The 16,634-nt window shown below is 71.5% G+C and carries 21 protein-coding genes and 2 pseudogenes; 11 read left to right on the top strand and 12 right to left on the bottom strand.

Features of this window, described 5'->3' with window-relative positions:
* Window positions 1–34: 34 nt before the first annotated feature.
* The 3 genes from ACZ4MF_RS10630 to ACZ4MF_RS10620 all read right to left on the bottom strand — a co-directional run bounded on the left by ACZ4MF_RS10630 (window position 35) and on the right by ACZ4MF_RS10620 (window position 3,436).
* A complete protein-coding gene (locus tag ACZ4MF_RS10630; protein ID WP_467491659.1) occupies window positions 35–1,303 on the bottom strand; it encodes an ATP-binding protein in 1,269 nt (422 codons plus the stop codon).
* Window positions 1,304–1,453: 150 nt separating this feature from the next.
* A complete protein-coding gene (locus ACZ4MF_RS10625) occupies window positions 1,454–2,305 on the bottom strand; it encodes a slipin family protein (protein WP_467491658.1) in 852 nt (283 codons plus the stop codon).
* Between the two features lie 441 nt (window positions 2,306–2,746).
* Window positions 2,747–3,436 (bottom strand): DUF5994 family protein, encoded by a 690-nt coding sequence (locus ACZ4MF_RS10620; RefSeq protein ID WP_467491657.1) that lies wholly within the window; start codon window positions 3,434–3,436, stop codon window positions 2,747–2,749.
* Window positions 3,437–3,790: 354 nt separating this feature from the next.
* On the opposite strand from ACZ4MF_RS10620, the gene ACZ4MF_RS10615 reads away from it, so the two are divergent.
* The gene (locus ACZ4MF_RS10615) at window positions 3,791–4,417 is read left to right on the top strand and encodes a DUF5994 family protein (protein WP_467491656.1); all 627 of its coding nucleotides are present in this window, start codon (window positions 3,791–3,793) and stop codon (window positions 4,415–4,417) included.
* Window positions 4,402–4,602, top strand: coding sequence for a hypothetical protein (locus tag ACZ4MF_RS10610; protein WP_467491655.1), 201 nt, complete (start codon window positions 4,402–4,404; stop codon window positions 4,600–4,602). Before ACZ4MF_RS10615 ends, ACZ4MF_RS10610 begins: the two co-directional genes overlap by 16 nt.
* Before the next feature lie 81 nt (window positions 4,603–4,683).
* Here ACZ4MF_RS10610 and ACZ4MF_RS10605 read toward each other — a convergent pair whose 3' ends face one another.
* From ACZ4MF_RS10605 to ACZ4MF_RS10570, 8 genes are all read right to left on the bottom strand, one after another.
* Entirely contained in the window at window positions 4,684–4,806 is a 123-nt protein-coding gene (locus ACZ4MF_RS10605; protein ID WP_467491654.1) for a hypothetical protein, read from the bottom strand.
* A 95-nt stretch (window positions 4,807–4,901) separates the two neighbouring features.
* Window positions 4,902–5,324: a PP2C family protein-serine/threonine phosphatase gene (locus ACZ4MF_RS10600; RefSeq protein WP_467491653.1), complete on the bottom strand. Its 423-nt coding sequence runs from the start codon at window positions 5,322–5,324 to the stop codon at window positions 4,902–4,904.
* Between the two features lie 666 nt (window positions 5,325–5,990).
* Window positions 5,991–6,146, bottom strand: a complete 156-nt coding sequence (locus ACZ4MF_RS10595; RefSeq protein WP_467491652.1) for a DUF6131 family protein — start codon at window positions 6,144–6,146, stop codon at window positions 5,991–5,993.
* An 85-nt stretch (window positions 6,147–6,231) separates the two neighbouring features.
* Entirely contained in the window at window positions 6,232–6,837 is a 606-nt protein-coding gene (locus ACZ4MF_RS10590; RefSeq protein ID WP_467491651.1) for an alkaline shock response membrane anchor protein AmaP, read from the bottom strand.
* A 30-nt stretch (window positions 6,838–6,867) separates the two neighbouring features.
* Window positions 6,868–7,494: a DUF6286 domain-containing protein gene (locus tag ACZ4MF_RS10585; protein ID WP_467491650.1), complete on the bottom strand. Its 627-nt coding sequence runs from the start codon at window positions 7,492–7,494 to the stop codon at window positions 6,868–6,870.
* Window positions 7,495–7,606: 112 nt separating this feature from the next.
* Window positions 7,607–8,014, bottom strand: coding sequence for an Asp23/Gls24 family envelope stress response protein (locus ACZ4MF_RS10580; protein ID WP_467491649.1), 408 nt, complete (start codon window positions 8,012–8,014; stop codon window positions 7,607–7,609).
* The gene (locus ACZ4MF_RS10575) at window positions 8,011–8,226 is read right to left on the bottom strand and encodes a hypothetical protein (RefSeq protein WP_467491648.1); all 216 of its coding nucleotides are present in this window, start codon (window positions 8,224–8,226) and stop codon (window positions 8,011–8,013) included. Before ACZ4MF_RS10575 ends, ACZ4MF_RS10580 begins: the two co-directional genes overlap by 4 nt.
* Before the next feature lie 28 nt (window positions 8,227–8,254).
* Complete coding sequence (locus ACZ4MF_RS10570) at window positions 8,255–8,740, bottom strand: Asp23/Gls24 family envelope stress response protein (protein WP_467491954.1); 486 nt, start codon at window positions 8,738–8,740, stop codon at window positions 8,255–8,257.
* Between the two features lie 197 nt (window positions 8,741–8,937).
* Here ACZ4MF_RS10570 and ACZ4MF_RS10565 point away from each other — a divergent pair, with 197 nt between their 5' ends.
* The 4 genes and pseudogenes from ACZ4MF_RS10565 to ACZ4MF_RS10550 all read left to right on the top strand — a co-directional run.
* The gene (locus ACZ4MF_RS10565) at window positions 8,938–9,486 is read left to right on the top strand and encodes an RNA polymerase sigma factor (protein ID WP_467491647.1); all 549 of its coding nucleotides are present in this window, start codon (window positions 8,938–8,940) and stop codon (window positions 9,484–9,486) included.
* Window positions 9,477–10,148, top strand: a complete 672-nt coding sequence (locus ACZ4MF_RS10560) for an Asp23/Gls24 family envelope stress response protein (protein WP_467491646.1) — start codon at window positions 9,477–9,479, stop codon at window positions 10,146–10,148. The genes ACZ4MF_RS10565 and ACZ4MF_RS10560 overlap by 10 nt, the downstream gene beginning before the upstream one ends.
* Window positions 10,148–10,513, top strand: a complete 366-nt coding sequence (locus ACZ4MF_RS10555) for a hypothetical protein (RefSeq protein WP_467491645.1) — start codon at window positions 10,148–10,150, stop codon at window positions 10,511–10,513. Before ACZ4MF_RS10560 ends, ACZ4MF_RS10555 begins: the two co-directional genes overlap by 1 nt.
* Window positions 10,514–10,720: 207 nt before the next feature.
* Window positions 10,721–11,197 (top strand): annotated as a pseudogene (locus ACZ4MF_RS10550) (DUF5994 family protein); the annotation flags it as partial.
* A 93-nt stretch (window positions 11,198–11,290) separates the two neighbouring features.
* On the opposite strand, the pseudogene ACZ4MF_RS10545 reads toward ACZ4MF_RS10550, so the two are convergent.
* Window positions 11,291–11,598 (bottom strand): annotated as a pseudogene (locus ACZ4MF_RS10545) (PP2C family protein-serine/threonine phosphatase); the annotation flags it as partial.
* Window positions 11,599–11,776: 178 nt separating this feature from the next.
* Here ACZ4MF_RS10545 and ACZ4MF_RS10540 point away from each other — a divergent pair.
* From ACZ4MF_RS10540 to ACZ4MF_RS10520, 5 genes are all read left to right on the top strand, one after another.
* Window positions 11,777–13,090: a PP2C family protein-serine/threonine phosphatase gene (locus ACZ4MF_RS10540; protein WP_467491644.1), complete on the top strand. Its 1,314-nt coding sequence runs from the start codon at window positions 11,777–11,779 to the stop codon at window positions 13,088–13,090.
* Window positions 13,091–13,284: 194 nt separating this feature from the next.
* Window positions 13,285–13,680, top strand: coding sequence for an ANTAR domain-containing protein (locus tag ACZ4MF_RS10535; RefSeq protein WP_467491643.1), 396 nt, complete (start codon window positions 13,285–13,287; stop codon window positions 13,678–13,680).
* The gene (locus ACZ4MF_RS10530; protein WP_467491642.1) at window positions 13,677–14,219 is read left to right on the top strand and encodes a hypothetical protein; all 543 of its coding nucleotides are present in this window, start codon (window positions 13,677–13,679) and stop codon (window positions 14,217–14,219) included. The genes ACZ4MF_RS10535 and ACZ4MF_RS10530 overlap by 4 nt, the downstream gene beginning before the upstream one ends.
* Before the next feature lie 95 nt (window positions 14,220–14,314).
* Window positions 14,315–15,940, top strand: coding sequence for an SDR family oxidoreductase (locus ACZ4MF_RS10525; RefSeq protein ID WP_467491641.1), 1,626 nt, complete (start codon window positions 14,315–14,317; stop codon window positions 15,938–15,940).
* Window positions 15,941–15,945: 5 nt separating this feature from the next.
* Window positions 15,946–16,200, top strand: coding sequence for a hypothetical protein (locus ACZ4MF_RS10520; RefSeq protein WP_467491640.1), 255 nt, complete (start codon window positions 15,946–15,948; stop codon window positions 16,198–16,200).
* Window positions 16,201–16,634 lie beyond the last annotated feature (434 nt).

Below are 16,634 nucleotides of genomic sequence, written 5' to 3'. Positions count from 1 at the left end.
TCCGCCGCAGACCGACTCCCCATCGGCCTGGACGCTAGATGCGGGCGAACTTCTCCGTCTGCTGGGCGAATTCCTGGGCCATGGCGGCGCTGACCGTGGGCTTGGTGTCGCGGATCGTGTCCAGATAGTCGTCGGTGGTGGGGGTGGTCCGGGTTCCGGTGTCGAAGGTGCGCTCGAACTGGGCCTGGGAGACGGTTCGCGCCGCGTGGGCGATGTCGGCGGGGGTGAACCCCTCGCTGGCGGACGCGAGTGCCGCGCTGTCGGCCCGCGCGCCCGCTCGGGCCAGGTAGCTCTCCCACAGCGCGGTCCTGGCGGTGTGGTCGGGAGGGCCGATCGGCAGCACGTAGTCGAAGCGGCCGTGCCGCAGGAACGCGGAGTCGAGCGTGGTCACGTTGTTCGTGGCACAGACGAGCAGCCGCCCGTCCTGGCTACGGAACCGGACGATCGCCTTGAGCAGTTCGTTGACGACGCCCACAGCGGTCGCGTCCGCGCCGCCGCGTTGGCCGGCGATCTCCTCGACCTCGTCGATGAAGACGAGGATGTGGTCGAGCCGGGCGATCTCGTCGAAGCGCCGGTTCAGCCCGGTCGCCAGGCCGTACTCGGCGGCCAGACGGGCGGGGAACAGTTCGAGGAAGGGCCATCCCAGGCGGCTGGCGATCGCGTGCGCGAACGTGCTCTTGCCGGTCCCGGGCGGGCCGAACAGCATCACCGCCCGTGGCAGTTCCACTCCGTGCTGCGCGGCCAGTTCGGGATGGGCCAGCGGCAGGACCAGGCGCCGCTCGATGAGTTGCTTCTCCCGTTGCATGCCCGCGACCTTCTGCCACAGTCCCCCCGGTGGCAGCTCCGCTCCGAGCGAGGACAGCGTGCCGGCCGACTGCGGGGTGACCGGTCCGCGTTTCTCGAAGAAGACCAGGCCGGGGCGAGCACCGAAGTCGCAGTTGCGCAGGGCGGTGGCACCGGTCTCGCCCTCGGGCAGGGCGGCGTGCACCGCGCGGACGCCGGCGGCGAAGAGCCGTTGCTCAAGGGCGGTGATCAGGGCACTGCCCAGTCCGCGCTGCCGCCAGCCGGGCGCCATGCAGATGCGCAGGATCCATGCCCGTTCGCCCTCCACCCTGCTCACCGCGGCGCCGATCAGCACGTCGTCGGCCGTGGCCACCACAGCCGGGTGACGGGTCTGGAGGGCCGTCACCGCGTCCGAGAGCGGGAAGAGCGGCGGCTCCTCGGTGGTGCCGCTCTCCATGTCGACACGGATCAGCGCTTCGAGATCGTCCTGGGAGTAGTCCCTGACGCGCCAACCCGTCATGATCAGCTCCGTGTGTTCGGCCGTACTCCCATCATCAGCTGATGCCCGGAGGACGCGCACGACAGGCGTCGTCCACGAGTCCGCCCTGGTGGCCCGGATCGCTCGTCCGCACCACCACTGCGGCACGCGGTGGTGGTGCGGGCAGTCGGGTCATGCTGCGTTGCCGGCCGGGCTGACGGACTTGTCGGTGCGGCCGGTGGCGGCCAGTGGTGTTGCCGCGGCGGGTGCGGCGGCCGCGGTTTCCCGGGCGAGGAAGGAGCTGAGCTCGCCGATCGTGCTCATGAGGGGGGCTGGGAAGACGACGGTGGTGTTCTGGTCGACACCGATCTCCACCAGGCTCTGGAGATTGCGCAGTTGAAGCGCCAGGGGGTGGGCCATCATGGTGTCCGAGGCGTCGCCGAGCGCGGCTGCGGCCAGGGACTCGCCCTCCGCGTTGATGATCTTCGCTCGCTTCTCCCGCTCCGCCTCGGCCTGGCGGGCCATGGCGCGCTTCATGGTGTCGGGCAGCTGGATGTCCTTGAGCTCGACCAGCGTGACCTGCACACCCCAGTCGACGGTGGTGACGTCGAGGATCTGGCGGATGTCCAGGTTGATGCGGTCCGTCTCCGACAGCGTCTCGTCGAGCGTGTGCCGACCGACGACCTTCCGCAGGGTGGTCTGGGCGATCTGATTGATCGCCGCGTTGACGTTCTCCACGGCGACGACCGACTTGACGGCGTCGACGACGCGGAAGTAGGCGACCGCCGACACGTCGACGCTCACGTTGTCCCGGGTGATGATGCCCTGGGACTGGATCGGCATGGTGACGACCCGCAGCGACACCCGGTGCAGGGTGTCGACGAACGGGATGATGAACCGCAGTCCCGGGGAGCGTGTTCCGACGAGTCGGCCGAAACGGAACAGCACTCCCTCCTCGTACTGCTTGACGACCTTCACGGACAGGGCGAGGACCAGGACGGCCAGGAGGCCGATCACGACGATGAGAACGATCAGGGCTTGCATGTGCTGCTCCTCGGGACGCGGACCACGTGGGGCGGGGACCCGCCGGTCGAGACCCCTGCATGTGCCTGCGCCGGTTCGTGGGGCAGGGCCGAAACCCGTCGGTACGGGCCGCGCCGACGGTCGGTGCGCGGGGCTGGGGACATCGCCTCGTCACCCGTGGTGAGTGGTGCGGTCGCGGCGGAGGCGCGGTGGGAAGCGGCCGCGACCCCCGTCGCGGTGGTCACGTCGTTCGCCGACGGTCGGCGAGGTGGACCGCGGTGGTCCCGCAGGGGTCGTGCCGTGTCGGTGCCGCGACGCGGACCGCCGGGCAGGACGCGACTGTACCGGTGCGCGGCGATCCTTTCCGCGTGCTCGATGTCGAGCCGGTGGATCACGAATGCCGCCGCTGCGATGAGGACCAGGAAGACGCCGGTCGTCAGGAAGGTGTTCATGGCGGTTGTCTCACATGCCGATGATCAGGCGACTGACGGGATGGGTCAGTGCCGGAACGGCCGCAGAGGAGGGGCCGCTCTCGTACGTCCCTGCCTCGTCCGGTTCGAGTGGCCGGTCGGCAGCGGAGACGGCACTCCGGGTCTCGTCCGCGGCGATGAGAGCGCTTGCGGTCATCGGTGGACCGTCGTGGTCGGACGCGGCCGCCATCAGGCGGGCCGCCGACTCCGCCCCGGTCTCGGGTGGGATGACCAGCAGATCCCAGCGGCCGGTGCCGTAGGAGAGCAGCAGCAGCTTGTGCGGGTCGATCTCCGGGGTGAACCAGCCGACCTTGACGACATGACCGCCCACGGGAATCTCGTGCGGGATGACCGGCCAGTACTTCGGGTTGACGGCGATGCGGGTGATGCGGCCCCACAGGGGGTCCAGCACGTCGGTCAGTGCGGGCAGCTCGCTCGGCAGGTCCCGGCAGTGGGGCCACCAGGCACCGTCCAGGAGGCCGCGCGACGTTCCGTCGGTCTTCAGCGCGAGACGCGCGGCCGGGGCTTCGGCGTGCTCGTGGTGCGGCAGGGGTTGGTGCAAGGTCGCCGACATGATGCGGACCCGTCTCCGGGCCGCCTTCGCGGCGACCCGGGTTTCATCTCTCGCCGAGAACGACCCGGCGTGGAAGCCGGTGTGCGAAATGCCCTCGGTGTTGTCCACCGTACTCCGCACACGCCGGGGCGGTTGCGGAGACGACGCCGCAATCCGTGAAGCGGCTGTCGATACCGGCGGGAGAGGGCCGAGGACGCCGGGGCACTTCGTATGCCGGCTCCCGGACCGGTCCCACCCACGACGGCTCGCGTGCCCTGGCCCAGCACTCCTGGGCCGTGTTGCGTGGGAGGTGTTCCTCGTGTTCCGTCCGCACCGTCGCTCCCCATCAGTCCGCCGGGCTTCTGCGAGGAGTATCCTGGTGACTACCGAGAGCATCTCGTACACCGGCTTCCACGCCGGGTCGTTCTCGGCGATTCATGACAACCGGGCCGGCCGTGACCGGCCCGGGGTTGGGTCCGCGCCATGACCGCGACCATTCCGTTCACACCCGCAGTCGAAGGCCGGGCCCCTTCCTCGTCACCGCTCCGACTCACGCTGGCGCCGGCCGGCGCCCCTCCGGCTCTGATCGACGGTGCCTGGTGGCCCCGTTCGCGCAACCTGACGGAGCAGCTCCCGGCGCTCGTCGAATGCCTCGACCCGCTGTGGGGGCGGATCACCCGGGCAGCGGTGAGCCGCACGTTCTGGCCGGTCATTCCGGGAGAAGTGCCCGCGCACGGCCACATAGTGCGCGTCGGCTGGTCCAACGCCGGGCAAGACCCGCACAAGCTGTTGCTGTTGTCCTGCACGTTCGACTGCTGGAGCCTGCTGGTGATCCCACCGGAGACGGGGCCGGCCACCGCGGCCCGGCTCATGGCCATGGCCACCGATCCGTCGCGGAGCCTCACCGCGACCGGCCTGATTCATGAGGCCGAGCGTTTCCGGGCGGCGGCAGAGGCAGCGGCCGACTCGGACTCGCTGCGGGAGGCGGTCTGGGACTCGGAAGGCGGACACGACGCCCGCCACCCGGCCTCATGTACTCCTGCTGAAGCGGTCATCTACCACGTGCCGATCCGCGCAGCAAGGGTGTGGGAGACATGGACACCTTCGTGACGGTGAGTGTGCTCCTCGCGATGATCGTCTTTGGTGTGATCGTGATTCAGCTGTTCACCGCGAGCCACGATGATCGCATGGAGATCCTGGCCTCAGGCCGTACCCGGCGGTGGCGGTTCTCGCCATGGCGCCGCAGAGAAGTGAACCCGCCCCAGGGAGAATCGCGGAGCCGGCTCCACCGGTAGGGCGTTCGCAAACAGCGGCGGGAGCGGGAGCGGAAGGGGCAGCGTGCAGTTGGCCATGTCCATGGTGGTGCGCCTGCGGGCTCACTCCAGGATGGCGAGGTGGTCGACGGCGCCCCCGCGCCATTCGATCAGGAAGAGGGTCGCGTCATCGCTGGTGCGTCCGCCCCGTTGCTGCTTCAGAGCGTGGGAGAGTGCGCGCACCACCGCGCGTACTCCCTCCTCGGTGTGTTCGACGCGGTTGACCCAGTGGACGGGTTACTCCTCGCCGAACTGCTCTTCGCCTGCTTCGTGTTCCTCGATCAGGCCGTCGGTGAAGTACAGCACCCGGTCGCAGGGGCGAGCGTCACTTCACTGAGCCGGGGCTCGTGACCGTCGAAGCCGATGGCCAGCGTCGTGGGGCCGTGCAGTCGCCGTACGACACGGTGTCCATGCATCAGCACAGGAGCGGGACGTCCGGCGTCGACCCACTGAAACCGGCCCGTGGCCGCGTTGAGCCGCATCATCTGAGCGGTCGCGAAGTGCTCGGCCGAACTGCTCGGCGACGGCCCGGTCCATGAACGCGTGGATCTCCGACAGGCCGAGCTGGTCCGCCGGGCATGCCGGTAGGCCCCGATGACCACCGTGGCCATCGCGGCGGCGTCCAGGCCGTGGCCCATCGCATCGACCATGGCCACATGCGGGGCATCGCCGTTGAGGGCGTAGTCGAAGCTGTCGCCGGCCACGTCATAGCGGGTTCCAGCATCCCGGCCAACCTGAACCGGGGCGTGGACATGATCGTCCAACCTGAACCGGGGTGTGGGCATGACCGTCGGATCCGTCGATCGGCTGCGGTTCCCCGGCCGCCAGCCCGTCACCCGGCAGAGGGACGAACCAGACCTGACCGTAGTCCCGCAGGAAGACCGAGGTCCCGCGGCCGTCGCGCCTGCCGATCTGCCGCGCGACGAGCTGGTACGGCGGCAATTCGTGCCCTTGGTCCAGCAAGGCTCCCAGCAACTCCTCCCCGAAGCCCCGACCGGTCGGAGCCTTCCCCGCGGCCTGCCGCTCACCGCACGTCTTTGCCGTGGCTCGGGGGGATGTTCTGGCGGATCTTCACGGAGGCGCTGTGCAGGCGAACTCCCGACGCCGCCTGACAGGCCGACGCGGCGTGGAAACTTCCGACCGGGCCGGGGGCTCATCCACCGTCCCGACCGAGTCGGCCGTGCGCTCGTGCGGCGAGGACCGGCACAACGGCCATCGGGCGCGCCCCGCTTGTGCCCGGCACGGCGGAGACCGCAGCCGGATCGGGGCTCTCCGCCGCCGTCATCCGCCGCCGCGAACGCTTGTGGGGGCCGCGCCGGCTGCCGGCCTGCCCGTTGCCAGGGTCACTGCCCTTCAGCGCCCGACCTCGATTACCAGTAGTGGCGTCGACCGGCGACGGCGTGTCCCATCGCGCCGAGGACCCACAGGATGGCTCCGACGACCGCCAGGATGATCCCGATGGTCCACAGGATGGAAATGCCGGTGAGGAAGCCGACGACGAGCAGAATGACGCCCAGGACGAGCATGATCTCTCCTTCGGGGAGCAGTGCTGTTCCCTGCGAACCGCAATGATCCGCAAGAGCGTTGGGGCGGGAACGGCCGGTCTTCCCCTCACTCCACGCGGTGTGGTCTGTGGCGGGTGACCTGTACGCGGACCTCGGTGGGCGGGTCAGGGAGGCCCGTGGACCGGCGAGCGGTGCTGAGCGGGCCTTCGCAGAGGGCACCGAGAGCGGCGCCGGGCGCGCCCTCGGGGGTGAGGGTGAGCCTGACGTGGGTGTGGTGGTGGGCTGGTCGGCCGGTGATGTGCACGGCCGCGTGTTCGATCCCCGGTAGGGCGCCGGCCTCGTTCGCGATCGCGTCGCTGAGCGCGCGGTCGCGCAGTTCGACGCCCTCCTGCGGTGGTGTGCCGCCGACGGGCAGGGAGCCGGGGCGGTGTCGGCTCAGCTGGGCGAGCAGCCACCACAGGGCGAGTACGGCGGTGAGGACGAGGGCGGCGATGACCGCGGGCCACCACCAGCCCTGGCTGCTCCAGCGGGCCCGGTCGGCGGAGCCGAGCAGGACGTCGGCCGGCGTGGTCAGAGGCCAGCCGGCGGGCGGGACCAGATCGTGCCGCCGGTAGAGGTCGAGCCCGGCGAAGAGAACCAGCAGTCCGCCGCCGAGCAGAACCAGTCCGGTGAGGGCCAGCAGACTGCGGTTGAGTGCGGATCGCGGCGTCATGGTGCGGGCTCCCGGTGGTGCGGTTGTCGGTCAGTCGGTGCGTCGCCGTACCCGTACGACGATGCGGGGAGGGCGAGCGAGGGCCAGCTGGTCGCGTTCCTCGCCGAGGACGGCGGTGAGGTCGTCCTTCACCCGCTGGGGGTCGCGGAAGCGGACGTCCGCGCGGGCCTTGATGCGGTGGCGGCCTACGAGGACGCGCGCCGAGCCGACTCCGGGAACCCGCATCGCGGCGTCGCGCAGCAGACCGGAGGCGCCGTCGCGGTCCAGGAAGGCCCGCACACGGGGGCAGTCGGTGGGGGAGCACAGGGGGAGCCAGCGGCGTTGACCGGGGGTGAGGGCCAGGATGATCAGCCAGACGCCGACGGCGGCGGCCACGGCGGCTCCCGTCAGCAGCCACACGTCGTCCACCGGGCGGGTGGCCAGTTCGTCGGCCAGATGCCGTCTCCAGGCCGCTGCCGGACGTCCCGCCCGTACGGCGATGACGTCGACCAGCGCCGCGACCGCGGCCACGAGGATCACGACGGCGACCAGTGCCGCCGTGATGCGACGCGCGGACCACCTGCGGTGGGTTCGGTGCCCTCTGCCGCGCTCACCGGGTGGGAGGTCCGAGGTGGGCACGTCGCGTTCGGGCGGGTCGGGCTCCTTCGTCAGCGGCACGGAGCCACGGTGCGGGGACGGCGTGCCGCTGCGGTCGGGAGGACCGGGATCAGGTGTCATCGCGATCGCCCTTCCTCCATGGCGTGCTGTGCGACCCGGGCCGCGTGGCCGCTCACCGGACCCGCCCCCGGCTCGCGCCGGCGGCGGTCACCAGCCGCCGGACGGTGAGGAGGACCTCTCCCACCCGCAGGCCGGTCAGCTGGGCGACCCGTTCGGCGACGTCCTGCTGGATCCGCGCGCAGACACGGGGGATGTCGGTGGGGTAGGGCAGGTCCATCGTCAGATGCAGGCGCACCGACCCGGTACGGACGGCGGCGGAGGCGTGGGGTGCCGCCGGTCCGCCGCGGTCGGGCGGTACGGCGGCGCGCCGTGACTGGGCCGTGCGTGCGGCCTGGGCGGCGATACGGGCGACCACCCTGTCCGGGATGACGGTGGCGCCCCGCTCGGCCGGGGGCGGCAGCCCGGCGGTCGGCGCCGGTGGCCTCGACCCCTCCCCCGGGGGAGCGGGCCGGGTCCTCACCGCTGCCTCCGTGTCCGGAGGTCGAGGTCGCCCTGTACGACGAGGCCGACGATCAGCCCCGCCGCACCCAGGACCAGCACCAGCAGAAAGGCCCAGAAGCCGCCGAAGTAACCGGCGAAGCCGAGGGCCATACCGGCCGCGAGGCCCGTCATTGCTGCGTTCATCTCGTACTCACCCGTCTCGCGCAGGGGCGTCGCCGTGCGCGCGATCATCCGCGCCCGCCAGGGGCGCGGCGGCGGATCACCTCACGCGCCCCTCGTCCGCTTCGGCTTCTGCCTCCTCGTCGGGCAGGTGGACGTCGTCGACGGCGATGTTCACCTCGACGACCTCCAGGCCCGTCATCCGCTCCACGGCGCTGATCACACTGGTGCGCACGTCGCCCGCGACGTCGACGATGGAGACGCCGTACTCGACGACGACGTCCAGGTCCACGGCGGCCTGACGTTCGCCGACCTCGACCTTCACTCCCCGCGTGACGGCCCCGCCTCCGCCTCCGGGAACGCGTTCCCGCATGGCGCCGAAGGCGCGCGCCATCCCCGCTCCCAGGCTGTGGATGCCCGGTACCTCGCGGGCCGCCATGCCCGCGATCTTGGCCACCACACCGTCCGCGATGGTGGTCCTCCCCCGTGTCTCGGCCGGAGCCCCGGCCCCGGTGCGGCCCTTGAGCGCGCTCACGCCCGCCTCGGGTCGGCTGCCCCCGCCGACGCTGGTGATGTTGTCCGTCATGGCGGTCGCCTCGATCGGTCCCTCGGACACCGGTGCGGTGCCCTTCGAAAGGTTGGACATATCGGGCGCCGCGTTCCTCACGCGCATTGCATGTGATGTGCATCACATGCGACCAGTTGGGTACGCGGACGGTCCGAGCCGTGTGCGGGAGTGCCGTGATCGAAAGCGCTGTTTCCCCATCGCCGGGCCGTGACCTGATGGGACGCGACCTGCCGGACGACCTGCTGACCGTACGGGCAGCCGAGGGGGACGAGGACTCCTTCGCAGTTCTCGTCCAGCGGCACGGCCGACCGCTCCTTGCCCTGGCCCGCTGCATGCTCGGCAACCCCCACGATGCCGAGGACGCAGTTCAGGACGCCTTCGTCAGCGCCTGGCGCCGGTTGCCGGAATACCACCACAGCGCGGAGTTCCGTACCTGGATGTACCGGATCACCGTCAACCGCTGCCTGACCATGCGCCATCGCCGGCAGCCGCCCCTCCCCCTGGACGCCGTCGCCGAGCCCGCGGCGGGAGACGTCTGGAGCCAACCCGCCCGGTCCGCCGAGCAGGACGCGGCCGCCGCCGCCCTGTCCCGCGCACTCGGCGATCTCGACGCCGGGCAGCGACTCTGCTGGATTTTGCGGGAGGTGCAGGGCATGTCCTACAAGGAGATCTCCCACGTGACGCGGACCAGCGAACAGACGGTGCGCGGCAGACTGTTCAGGGCACGCCGATCCCTGCAGGAGGCGATGGGCCCATGGCGCTAGACGACCCGCGCGCTCGGCCTTCCGAGCCTCTCGGGGGCGACGGGACCGGTCCCAGGCCGGGTGCCACCGACGTCCCCCCGTTCGCAGGTGACGAGGTCCTGCCCTGCGGCCAACTGCTCAGCCGGGTCTGGGAACAGGCCCGCGACACGACGCCGGCCGCGGACCCGCACACCTTCTCCTGCCCTCACTGCCGTGAGGCCGCCGAGGGACTGGCCGCGGTCGACGCGGCCACCCGAGCGCTGCGTGCCCAGGACACGCCCGGCCTCCACGCACTCGCCGACCGCGTCATGAACATCGTCAGGGCAGAGGTCCGGTTCGGGCGGCTGCTGCCCCTGGCCGACCCGGACCTGGACCTACGGATCACCGAGAGCGCCGCGGCGAAGGTACTGAGGCAGGCCGCGGACACGGTCGCCGGCGTCCGGGCCGCGACCTGCCGGCTGGTAGCCGAGGGCTCCGGCACCGACGTGCGGGTGACCATGACCCTGGCCGCCGCCCTCGACCGCCCGCTGCCCGACCGGGTCCATCAGGTACGCCGATCGGTCCTCCGCTCGGCCGGACAGGACCTGGGGCTCACGGTGACAGCCGTCGACATCACCGTGGTCGACGTAGTGGGGCCGGGGCCAACCCTCGGCCCCCGCCTCCCGACGGGCGGTGGCCCGTGATGACCGCCACCGGCACCACCGCGCTCCTCGGCGTCGCGGCGGAGGGAGCCCTCGCGGTCCCTGGCGTAGTCGGCCTGCAACCCCGCCTCGCCCGGCGCCTCGCGGCAGCCGCCGCGCCCGCCCGGGCGGACACCACGCCGCCCGAGGCCGGCATTCGCGCCGACCGGGCGCCGGACGGTTCGGGATGGCACATCGAGGTGCGGTGCGTCCTGGCGGAGGGCCGGCGGGCGCTGGACATCGCCAGAAACGTCCACGACCGGGTGACAGCCGCCCTCATCACCCACCTCGCCACCCACGGTGCCGCGGAGCCGGTCACCGTCGTGGTCACGGTGACCGGTATTGCCGCCTGGCACGACGCGGCATGAGCGGCGGCGCGGGCACGGGCCCCGCGAACCGTCGCTCCTTCGTGCTCTCGTTCAACCCATCGCTCCGCATCGGTCCGCCGGGCTCCGACGAGGAGCAGCCTGGTCATTGCCGAGAGCATTCCGCACGCCAGCTTCCACGCCGACGTCGTTCTCGGCGATTCACGACATCCGGGTAGGCCACGACCGGCCCGGCGTTGGGTCCGCGTCATGACCGCGACCACCGCGACCATTCTGTTGACGCCCGCGGGCGAAGGCCGGACTCCTTCTTCGTCGCCCCTCCGGCTCGTCCTGGCACCCCCCGGAACCGCTCCGGCCCTGATTCGACGGTGCCTGGTGGCCCCGCTCCCGCGACCTGACGGGGGAGCTTCCGGCGCTCATCGAGGTCCTCGATCCGCTGTGGGGGCTGATCACCCGAGTAACGGTGAATCCCACGTTCTGGCCCGTCATCCCGCGAAAGGTGCCCGTCCAAGGGCACGTGGTGCACGTCGGCTGGTTCGAAGCCGAGCCAGACCCGCACAGATTGTTGCTGCTCTCCTATACCGTCGGCCGCTGGGACCTGCTGGTGATCCACCGGAGACAGGGCCGGCCACCGCGGCCCGGCTCATGGCTACGGCCCCCGACCCGTCGCGGAGCCTCACGGCGACCGGCCTGATTCACGAGGCCGAACGTTTCCGGGCGGCGGAGGCAGCGGCCGGCTCGGACTTGATCCGGGAGGCGTCGGCGGCGCCCCCGCGCCGTTCGATCAGGAAGAGGGTCGCGTCGTCGGGTGACCCAGTGGGTGAGTTGCTCCTCCCTGAACTGCTCTTCGCCTGCTTCGCGTTCCTCGATCAGGCCGTCGGTGAAGCACAGCACCCGGTCGCCGTGTTGGAGCATCTGCTCGCTGATCCGGGGCTCTTCACCGCCGAGCCGACCGGCAGGGTGGTCGGGCCTGTCAGTTGCCGCACGACCTGGTGGTTGCGGATCAGCAGCGGTGCGGGGTGGCCCGCGTTGACCCACTGCAGGTGGCCCGTTGCGATGTTCAGGCGCATCATCTGCGCGGTGACGAAGTGGTCGGGCCGAAACGGTTCCGCGACGGCCCGGTCCATGAACGCATAGGTCTCGGCCCGGCCGGCCGACCAGAGCCGTAAGGAGGAGACGCGGCCCCGGTGCGACCGTAAGGACATGCCTGGGCCCCGTGCCGTACACGGACGCAGTGCACTGCCCGGGGAGTGGTTTCCCAGGGCGGCAGCGGCCGTAGGGCCACCAGGCGGGTAGGTGGTCGGCATGAACGAGGATGACGCGGACGCGGCGCTGCGAGCGGCGCTCGACCAGCTGGCGTTCGCCACCCGGAGCGCGGCGGCGCTGTCGAGCACGCTGGACGCGGTCGAGGGGCTCAGGCGGGTGTGCCGGGTGCTGGTGCCGGGTCTGGCCGACTGGGCCGCGGCCGACCTGATGGACGAGGACGGCGCCGTCGAGCGGGTCTGTGTCTCGCACCGTGACCCCAACGCCGCCCTGACCGGCCTGACGGGACCGTTGCCGCCGGTGCCGGAGACGGCGACAGGCCCGCTGTCCCGGGTGCTTCGCGGCGCCGGCCCGCTGCTGTTGTCGGCCGGGCGCCTGCCGACCGGGCAGGAGGCGTCCGATCCGTTGCATGCGGCATCCCTGCAGCCGTTCGCCCGACTCGGGGGAGACTCCGTGATCGTGGCACCCTTGCGGGCACGCCGGAGAGTGCTGGGTGCGCTGACCCTGGTCAGGGGCGAGGGGCACCCGCCATGGGGCGAGGCGGAACTGGCGCTGGTCGAGGACCTGACCCACCGCATCGCGCTGGCTCTCGACAACGCCAGGCTCTACGCCGAGACCCAGGCGGTCGCCGAGCGCCTCCAGCGCTCCCTGCTGCCGGACCTGCCCGTCGTACCGGGTCTGCGCATCACCGCCCGCTACTCCCCGGCGGGCACCACGGCGCAGATCGGCGGTGACTGGTATGACAGCTTCGTCCTGCCGGAAAGCGGTGACACCACTTTGATCATCGGCGACGTCACCGGCCACGATCTGCGTGCCGCCGTGACCATGAGCCAGATGCGGAACATGTTGCGTGGCATCGCCTGCGACCGCCGGGAGCCCCCCGGCATGATCCTGCGCCGCTTGGACCTCGCGGTCGACGCCCTCTACAGACACCGGACCGCCACCTGCGTGTACGCGCTGCTCAAGGGTCAGGAAGGAGGGCCGTACCAGCTGGAATGGGCGAGTGCCGGACATCCACCGCCCCTCCTCGTCACCGCAGACGGCGACACCGCCTACCTGCACGAAGCACACGGCCTGCTGCTGGGCGTCGACCCGCACGCCGAACGGCCCAGTGCCTGCCTGCCCCTGCCCGAGGGCAGCACCCTGCTGTTGTACACGGACGGTTTGATCGAACGGCGCGGCGAATCCATGGATCACGGTATGACCCGGCTCCGGCAGCACGCTGCCGTCTTGGTCGACCAGGACCTCGACGAGCTGGGCGACGAGCTGATGAACGCACTCGTGGCAGGGGCCCACGACGACATCGCCCTGCTCGCCCTGCGACTGCCACGGTCGGACGACGGCGTCTCGCCCTGAGGCCACGTCGAATGCTCGCCGTACGCGATGATCCTGCGACTGTGACGCCTAGGTGCGCGCGCTGGAAAGGAGACAACGCAAGAGCCCGGATCATGTGGGGCGGCGGAACGTCGCCCTGCGCAATCGGATGCTCGCGCACGCGGCCGTGGCCGCCGCCCAGGGGATCCTCAAGGAGCGATACCGTCTCGCCCTCCTTGGAGGAGGGGTTCGAGCTGCTGCGCCGTACTTCTCAGCGGCACAACGTCAAGCTCCATACTCTTGCGGACGCGGTCATCCGTATCGCCGGGCCGGACGAGCGGACCGGTGCCTGGTTTCCCCACCGCGCCCGGGCCGGTGCTCCCCGGCTTCCCGGCCTCCGGCTGCCCGGCAGCACAAGCCCGACGGCTCCGCAGGGCGCGGTCCTCGGCGCGGGGCTGCGCCGGATACTGGAGATCACCGAGACCGCCATGGGCAATGTGCAGCTCGCCGAGGGCGGACTGCTGCGCCTGGAGAAGCACTCCGGGCTCGGTCGGCGTTCACGGACTTCTTCGCCTTCGTCGGCCACTCCGGCACCGCATGCGCGCAGGCCGCCCGTGATCGCCGGCAGGTGACCATTCGCGACGGCGCCAGTGCCACCGTCTTCGACGAGGACTCCGGGCACGTGATCCTGCACGCCGGCAGCCGCGCTTGTCACAGCGTCCCGCTGCTCGACGAGCATGGTGCCTTGCTGGGAGTGATCTCGTCGCACCACGCGCGGCCGATCGCCGGATTCACCCGCAGCCAGCTCGCGCCCTGCACGAAACCGCCGACGCGGTGGGCCGCTGGCTGGCATGGCACCGACGCACCGTCATCCAGGACGCTCTGGAGGATCTCCAGCGCACAGCGCATAGCGCACAGCGCGCAAGGCACGCTGAGCGGCTGTTCGGCCCGGCCTGGCGCCCGGTGCTCGTATGCGGTCTCGGCGGGCCCCGGCGCGCGTACACAGGCTTCCCGTGCCCACGCGAACCGACGCGCCAGGGCGAGAGATCCTCGCCCGCAGACTACGGAACGACGCGACCGCCGGGCGTCTGTGCGGAGCCCCGCTGAGGCGTCCTCCTCTCCGACGGGCACGTCACCCGGTTGCCACGCGCACGGAGTGCATCCGGCCTGACCGACGGCACGGTAGAGGCAAGTGGAGAAGTCCGGTGCGGCGCACCGTGTGATCGAGCGAGCGCGGGAACGGGGACCATTGCACATGAGGCAGCCATGATGACGACCGAGGACGAAGCGACGGCCCGCGAAGCGCTGACGTGTCTGGTGACCGGCGCGAGCGGATACATAGGCGGCCGACTGGTGCCGGAGCTGCTGGACGCCGGTCACCGGGTGCGCTGTATGGTCCGCACGCCGCGCAAGCTGCGCGACCATCCGTGGGCGGACCGGGTGGAGATCGTCCGGGGCGACGTGACCGATGCCGGGTCCGTGGCGCGCGCCATGGAAGGTGTGGACGTCGCCTACTACCTGGTGCACGCGCTCGGCAGCGGTCACGGTTTCGAGCGGACCGACCGCGACGCCGCGCACGTCTTCGGCGAGCAGGCCCACCAGGCAGGCGTCCGCCGCCTTGTCTACCTAGGTGGTCTCACGCCCGCCGGCGTCGACGCATCACGGCTCTCCCCGCACCTGCGCTCCCGCGCCGAGGTCGGCCGCGTCCTGCTGGCCTCGGGTGTGCCGACCGCCGTTCTGCGCGCCGCCGTCATCATCGGTTCCGGCTCGGCCAGCTTCGAGATGCTGCGGTACCTGACCGAGCGGCTGCCGGTGATGGTGACCCCGCGCTGGGTGCGGACCCGCATCCAGCCGATCGCGGTGCGGGACGTGCTGCGTGTCCTGGTGGGCTGCGCCGGCCTGCCGGCCGACGTCAGCCGCGCCTTCGACATCGGCGGCCCGGAGGTGCTCACCTACCGGGAGATGATGCAGCGGTACGCCGCCGTCGCCGGCCTGCCCCGGCGGCTCATCGTGCCCGTTCCTGTGCTCACGCCCGGCCTGTCGAGTCACTGGGTCGGCCTGGTGACCCCGGTGCCGGCGTCGATCGCCCGCCCGCTGACAGAGTCCCTGCGCCACGAAGTGGTCTGCACAGAGCGGGACATCGAGCGGTACGTGCCCAGCCCGCCGGGACACCCGCTCGGCTTCGACCGGGCCGTCGCCCTGGCGTTGCAGCGGGTACGTGACGCGCAGGTGAGCACTCGCTGGTCGTCCGCCTCCGTGCCCGGCGCGCCCAGCGACCCGCTGCCGACCGACCCTGACTGGGCCGGCGGCAGCTTGTACACCGACGTCCGGGAACGTGAGGCGGACGTGTCGCCCGACGCCCTGTGGCAGGTGATCGAGGGGATCGGCGGCGAGAACGGTTGGTACTCCTTCCCGCTGGCCTGGGCGGCGCGCGGCTGGCTGGACCGTCTGGTGGGCGGTGTGGGCCTGCGCCGCGGTCGGCGGGACGCCGGGCGGCTCCGGGTGGGCGACTCGCTGGACTTCTGGCGGGTGGAGGAGATCGAGCGCGGGCGGCTGCTGCGGCTGCGCGCCGAGATGCGGCTGCCGGGTCTGGCCTGGCTGGAGATGCGCGTCGACGGAGACGAGGGCGGGCCTGTGCGCTACCGGCAGCGGGCGGTGTTCCATCCGCGGGGGCTGCTCGGCCACGTGTACTGGTGGAGCGTCTCGCCCTTTCACGCGGTCGTCTTCGGCGGGATGGCCCGCAACATCGTCCGTGCAGCCGCCCGCGTCCAGCGTGCTGCCTCCGACGGCGCTGAACCGGCGACGAACGGCCGCCCCGCCTCCGGACCCCCCACGCCACCGGAAGACAGTGCCGTCCACACCCGCCGACGCCGCCCGCCGGAACGAAGCTGACAACCATGCGTGTCTCGGTGGTTCTTTTCGCCTCCGACCTGTGCCTGCACGACCATCCGCCGCTCGGTGCGGCGGTGGAGACCGCCGGCTCGGTCGTTCCGCTCCTTCGTCCGGTCACCCGCACGCTCAACGCGCGGGACGGCATCTACCGCAACGGCGGGTCCTCGACCCTGCTGACCCTCACCCAGGCAGGCAGCGACCTCGGCAAGGGAGTGACCGGAACCGTCGTGCTCGGCATCGACCCCGTCGCCACACCCTGACGCACCCGGACGCCTGCAGTGGCCGGCCCTGCCACCGTGTCGGCCATCGCGCGGGCGACGCCGGCCGCACTGCTCCTGCCGGAGCCGACCGGCTCGGACTTCGTGGAGACACATGGCCGAAGGCGATGGTTTCGTTCCGGGGCGGTGCGGCCAGGAGTCGGACATGAGCCGGAGTCGGACGTGTGAAGTGTGTGGTGCGACGTTGGCCGTGAGGCAGCACGGGGGTCGGCCGGCTCGATACTGCTCCAGCGCCTGTCGGCAGCGGGCGCTGCGGCGACGGGCGGCTTCGGGTGTCACGCCTGCGGTCTCGCCGGCCGGTGGCAGCGTCCTGCCGTCGGCGCTCGACTCCTTCGTCGGCCGGCAGAGCGAGCTGTCGGCCCTGCGTACCCTCCTGAGGAGCTCGCGCCTCCTCACGCTGACCGGTGCGGGCGGTG

Source organism: Streptomyces sp. NPDC025793, from assembly GCF_055558375.1.
This window is presented reverse-complemented; position numbering and strand designations above follow the sequence as displayed.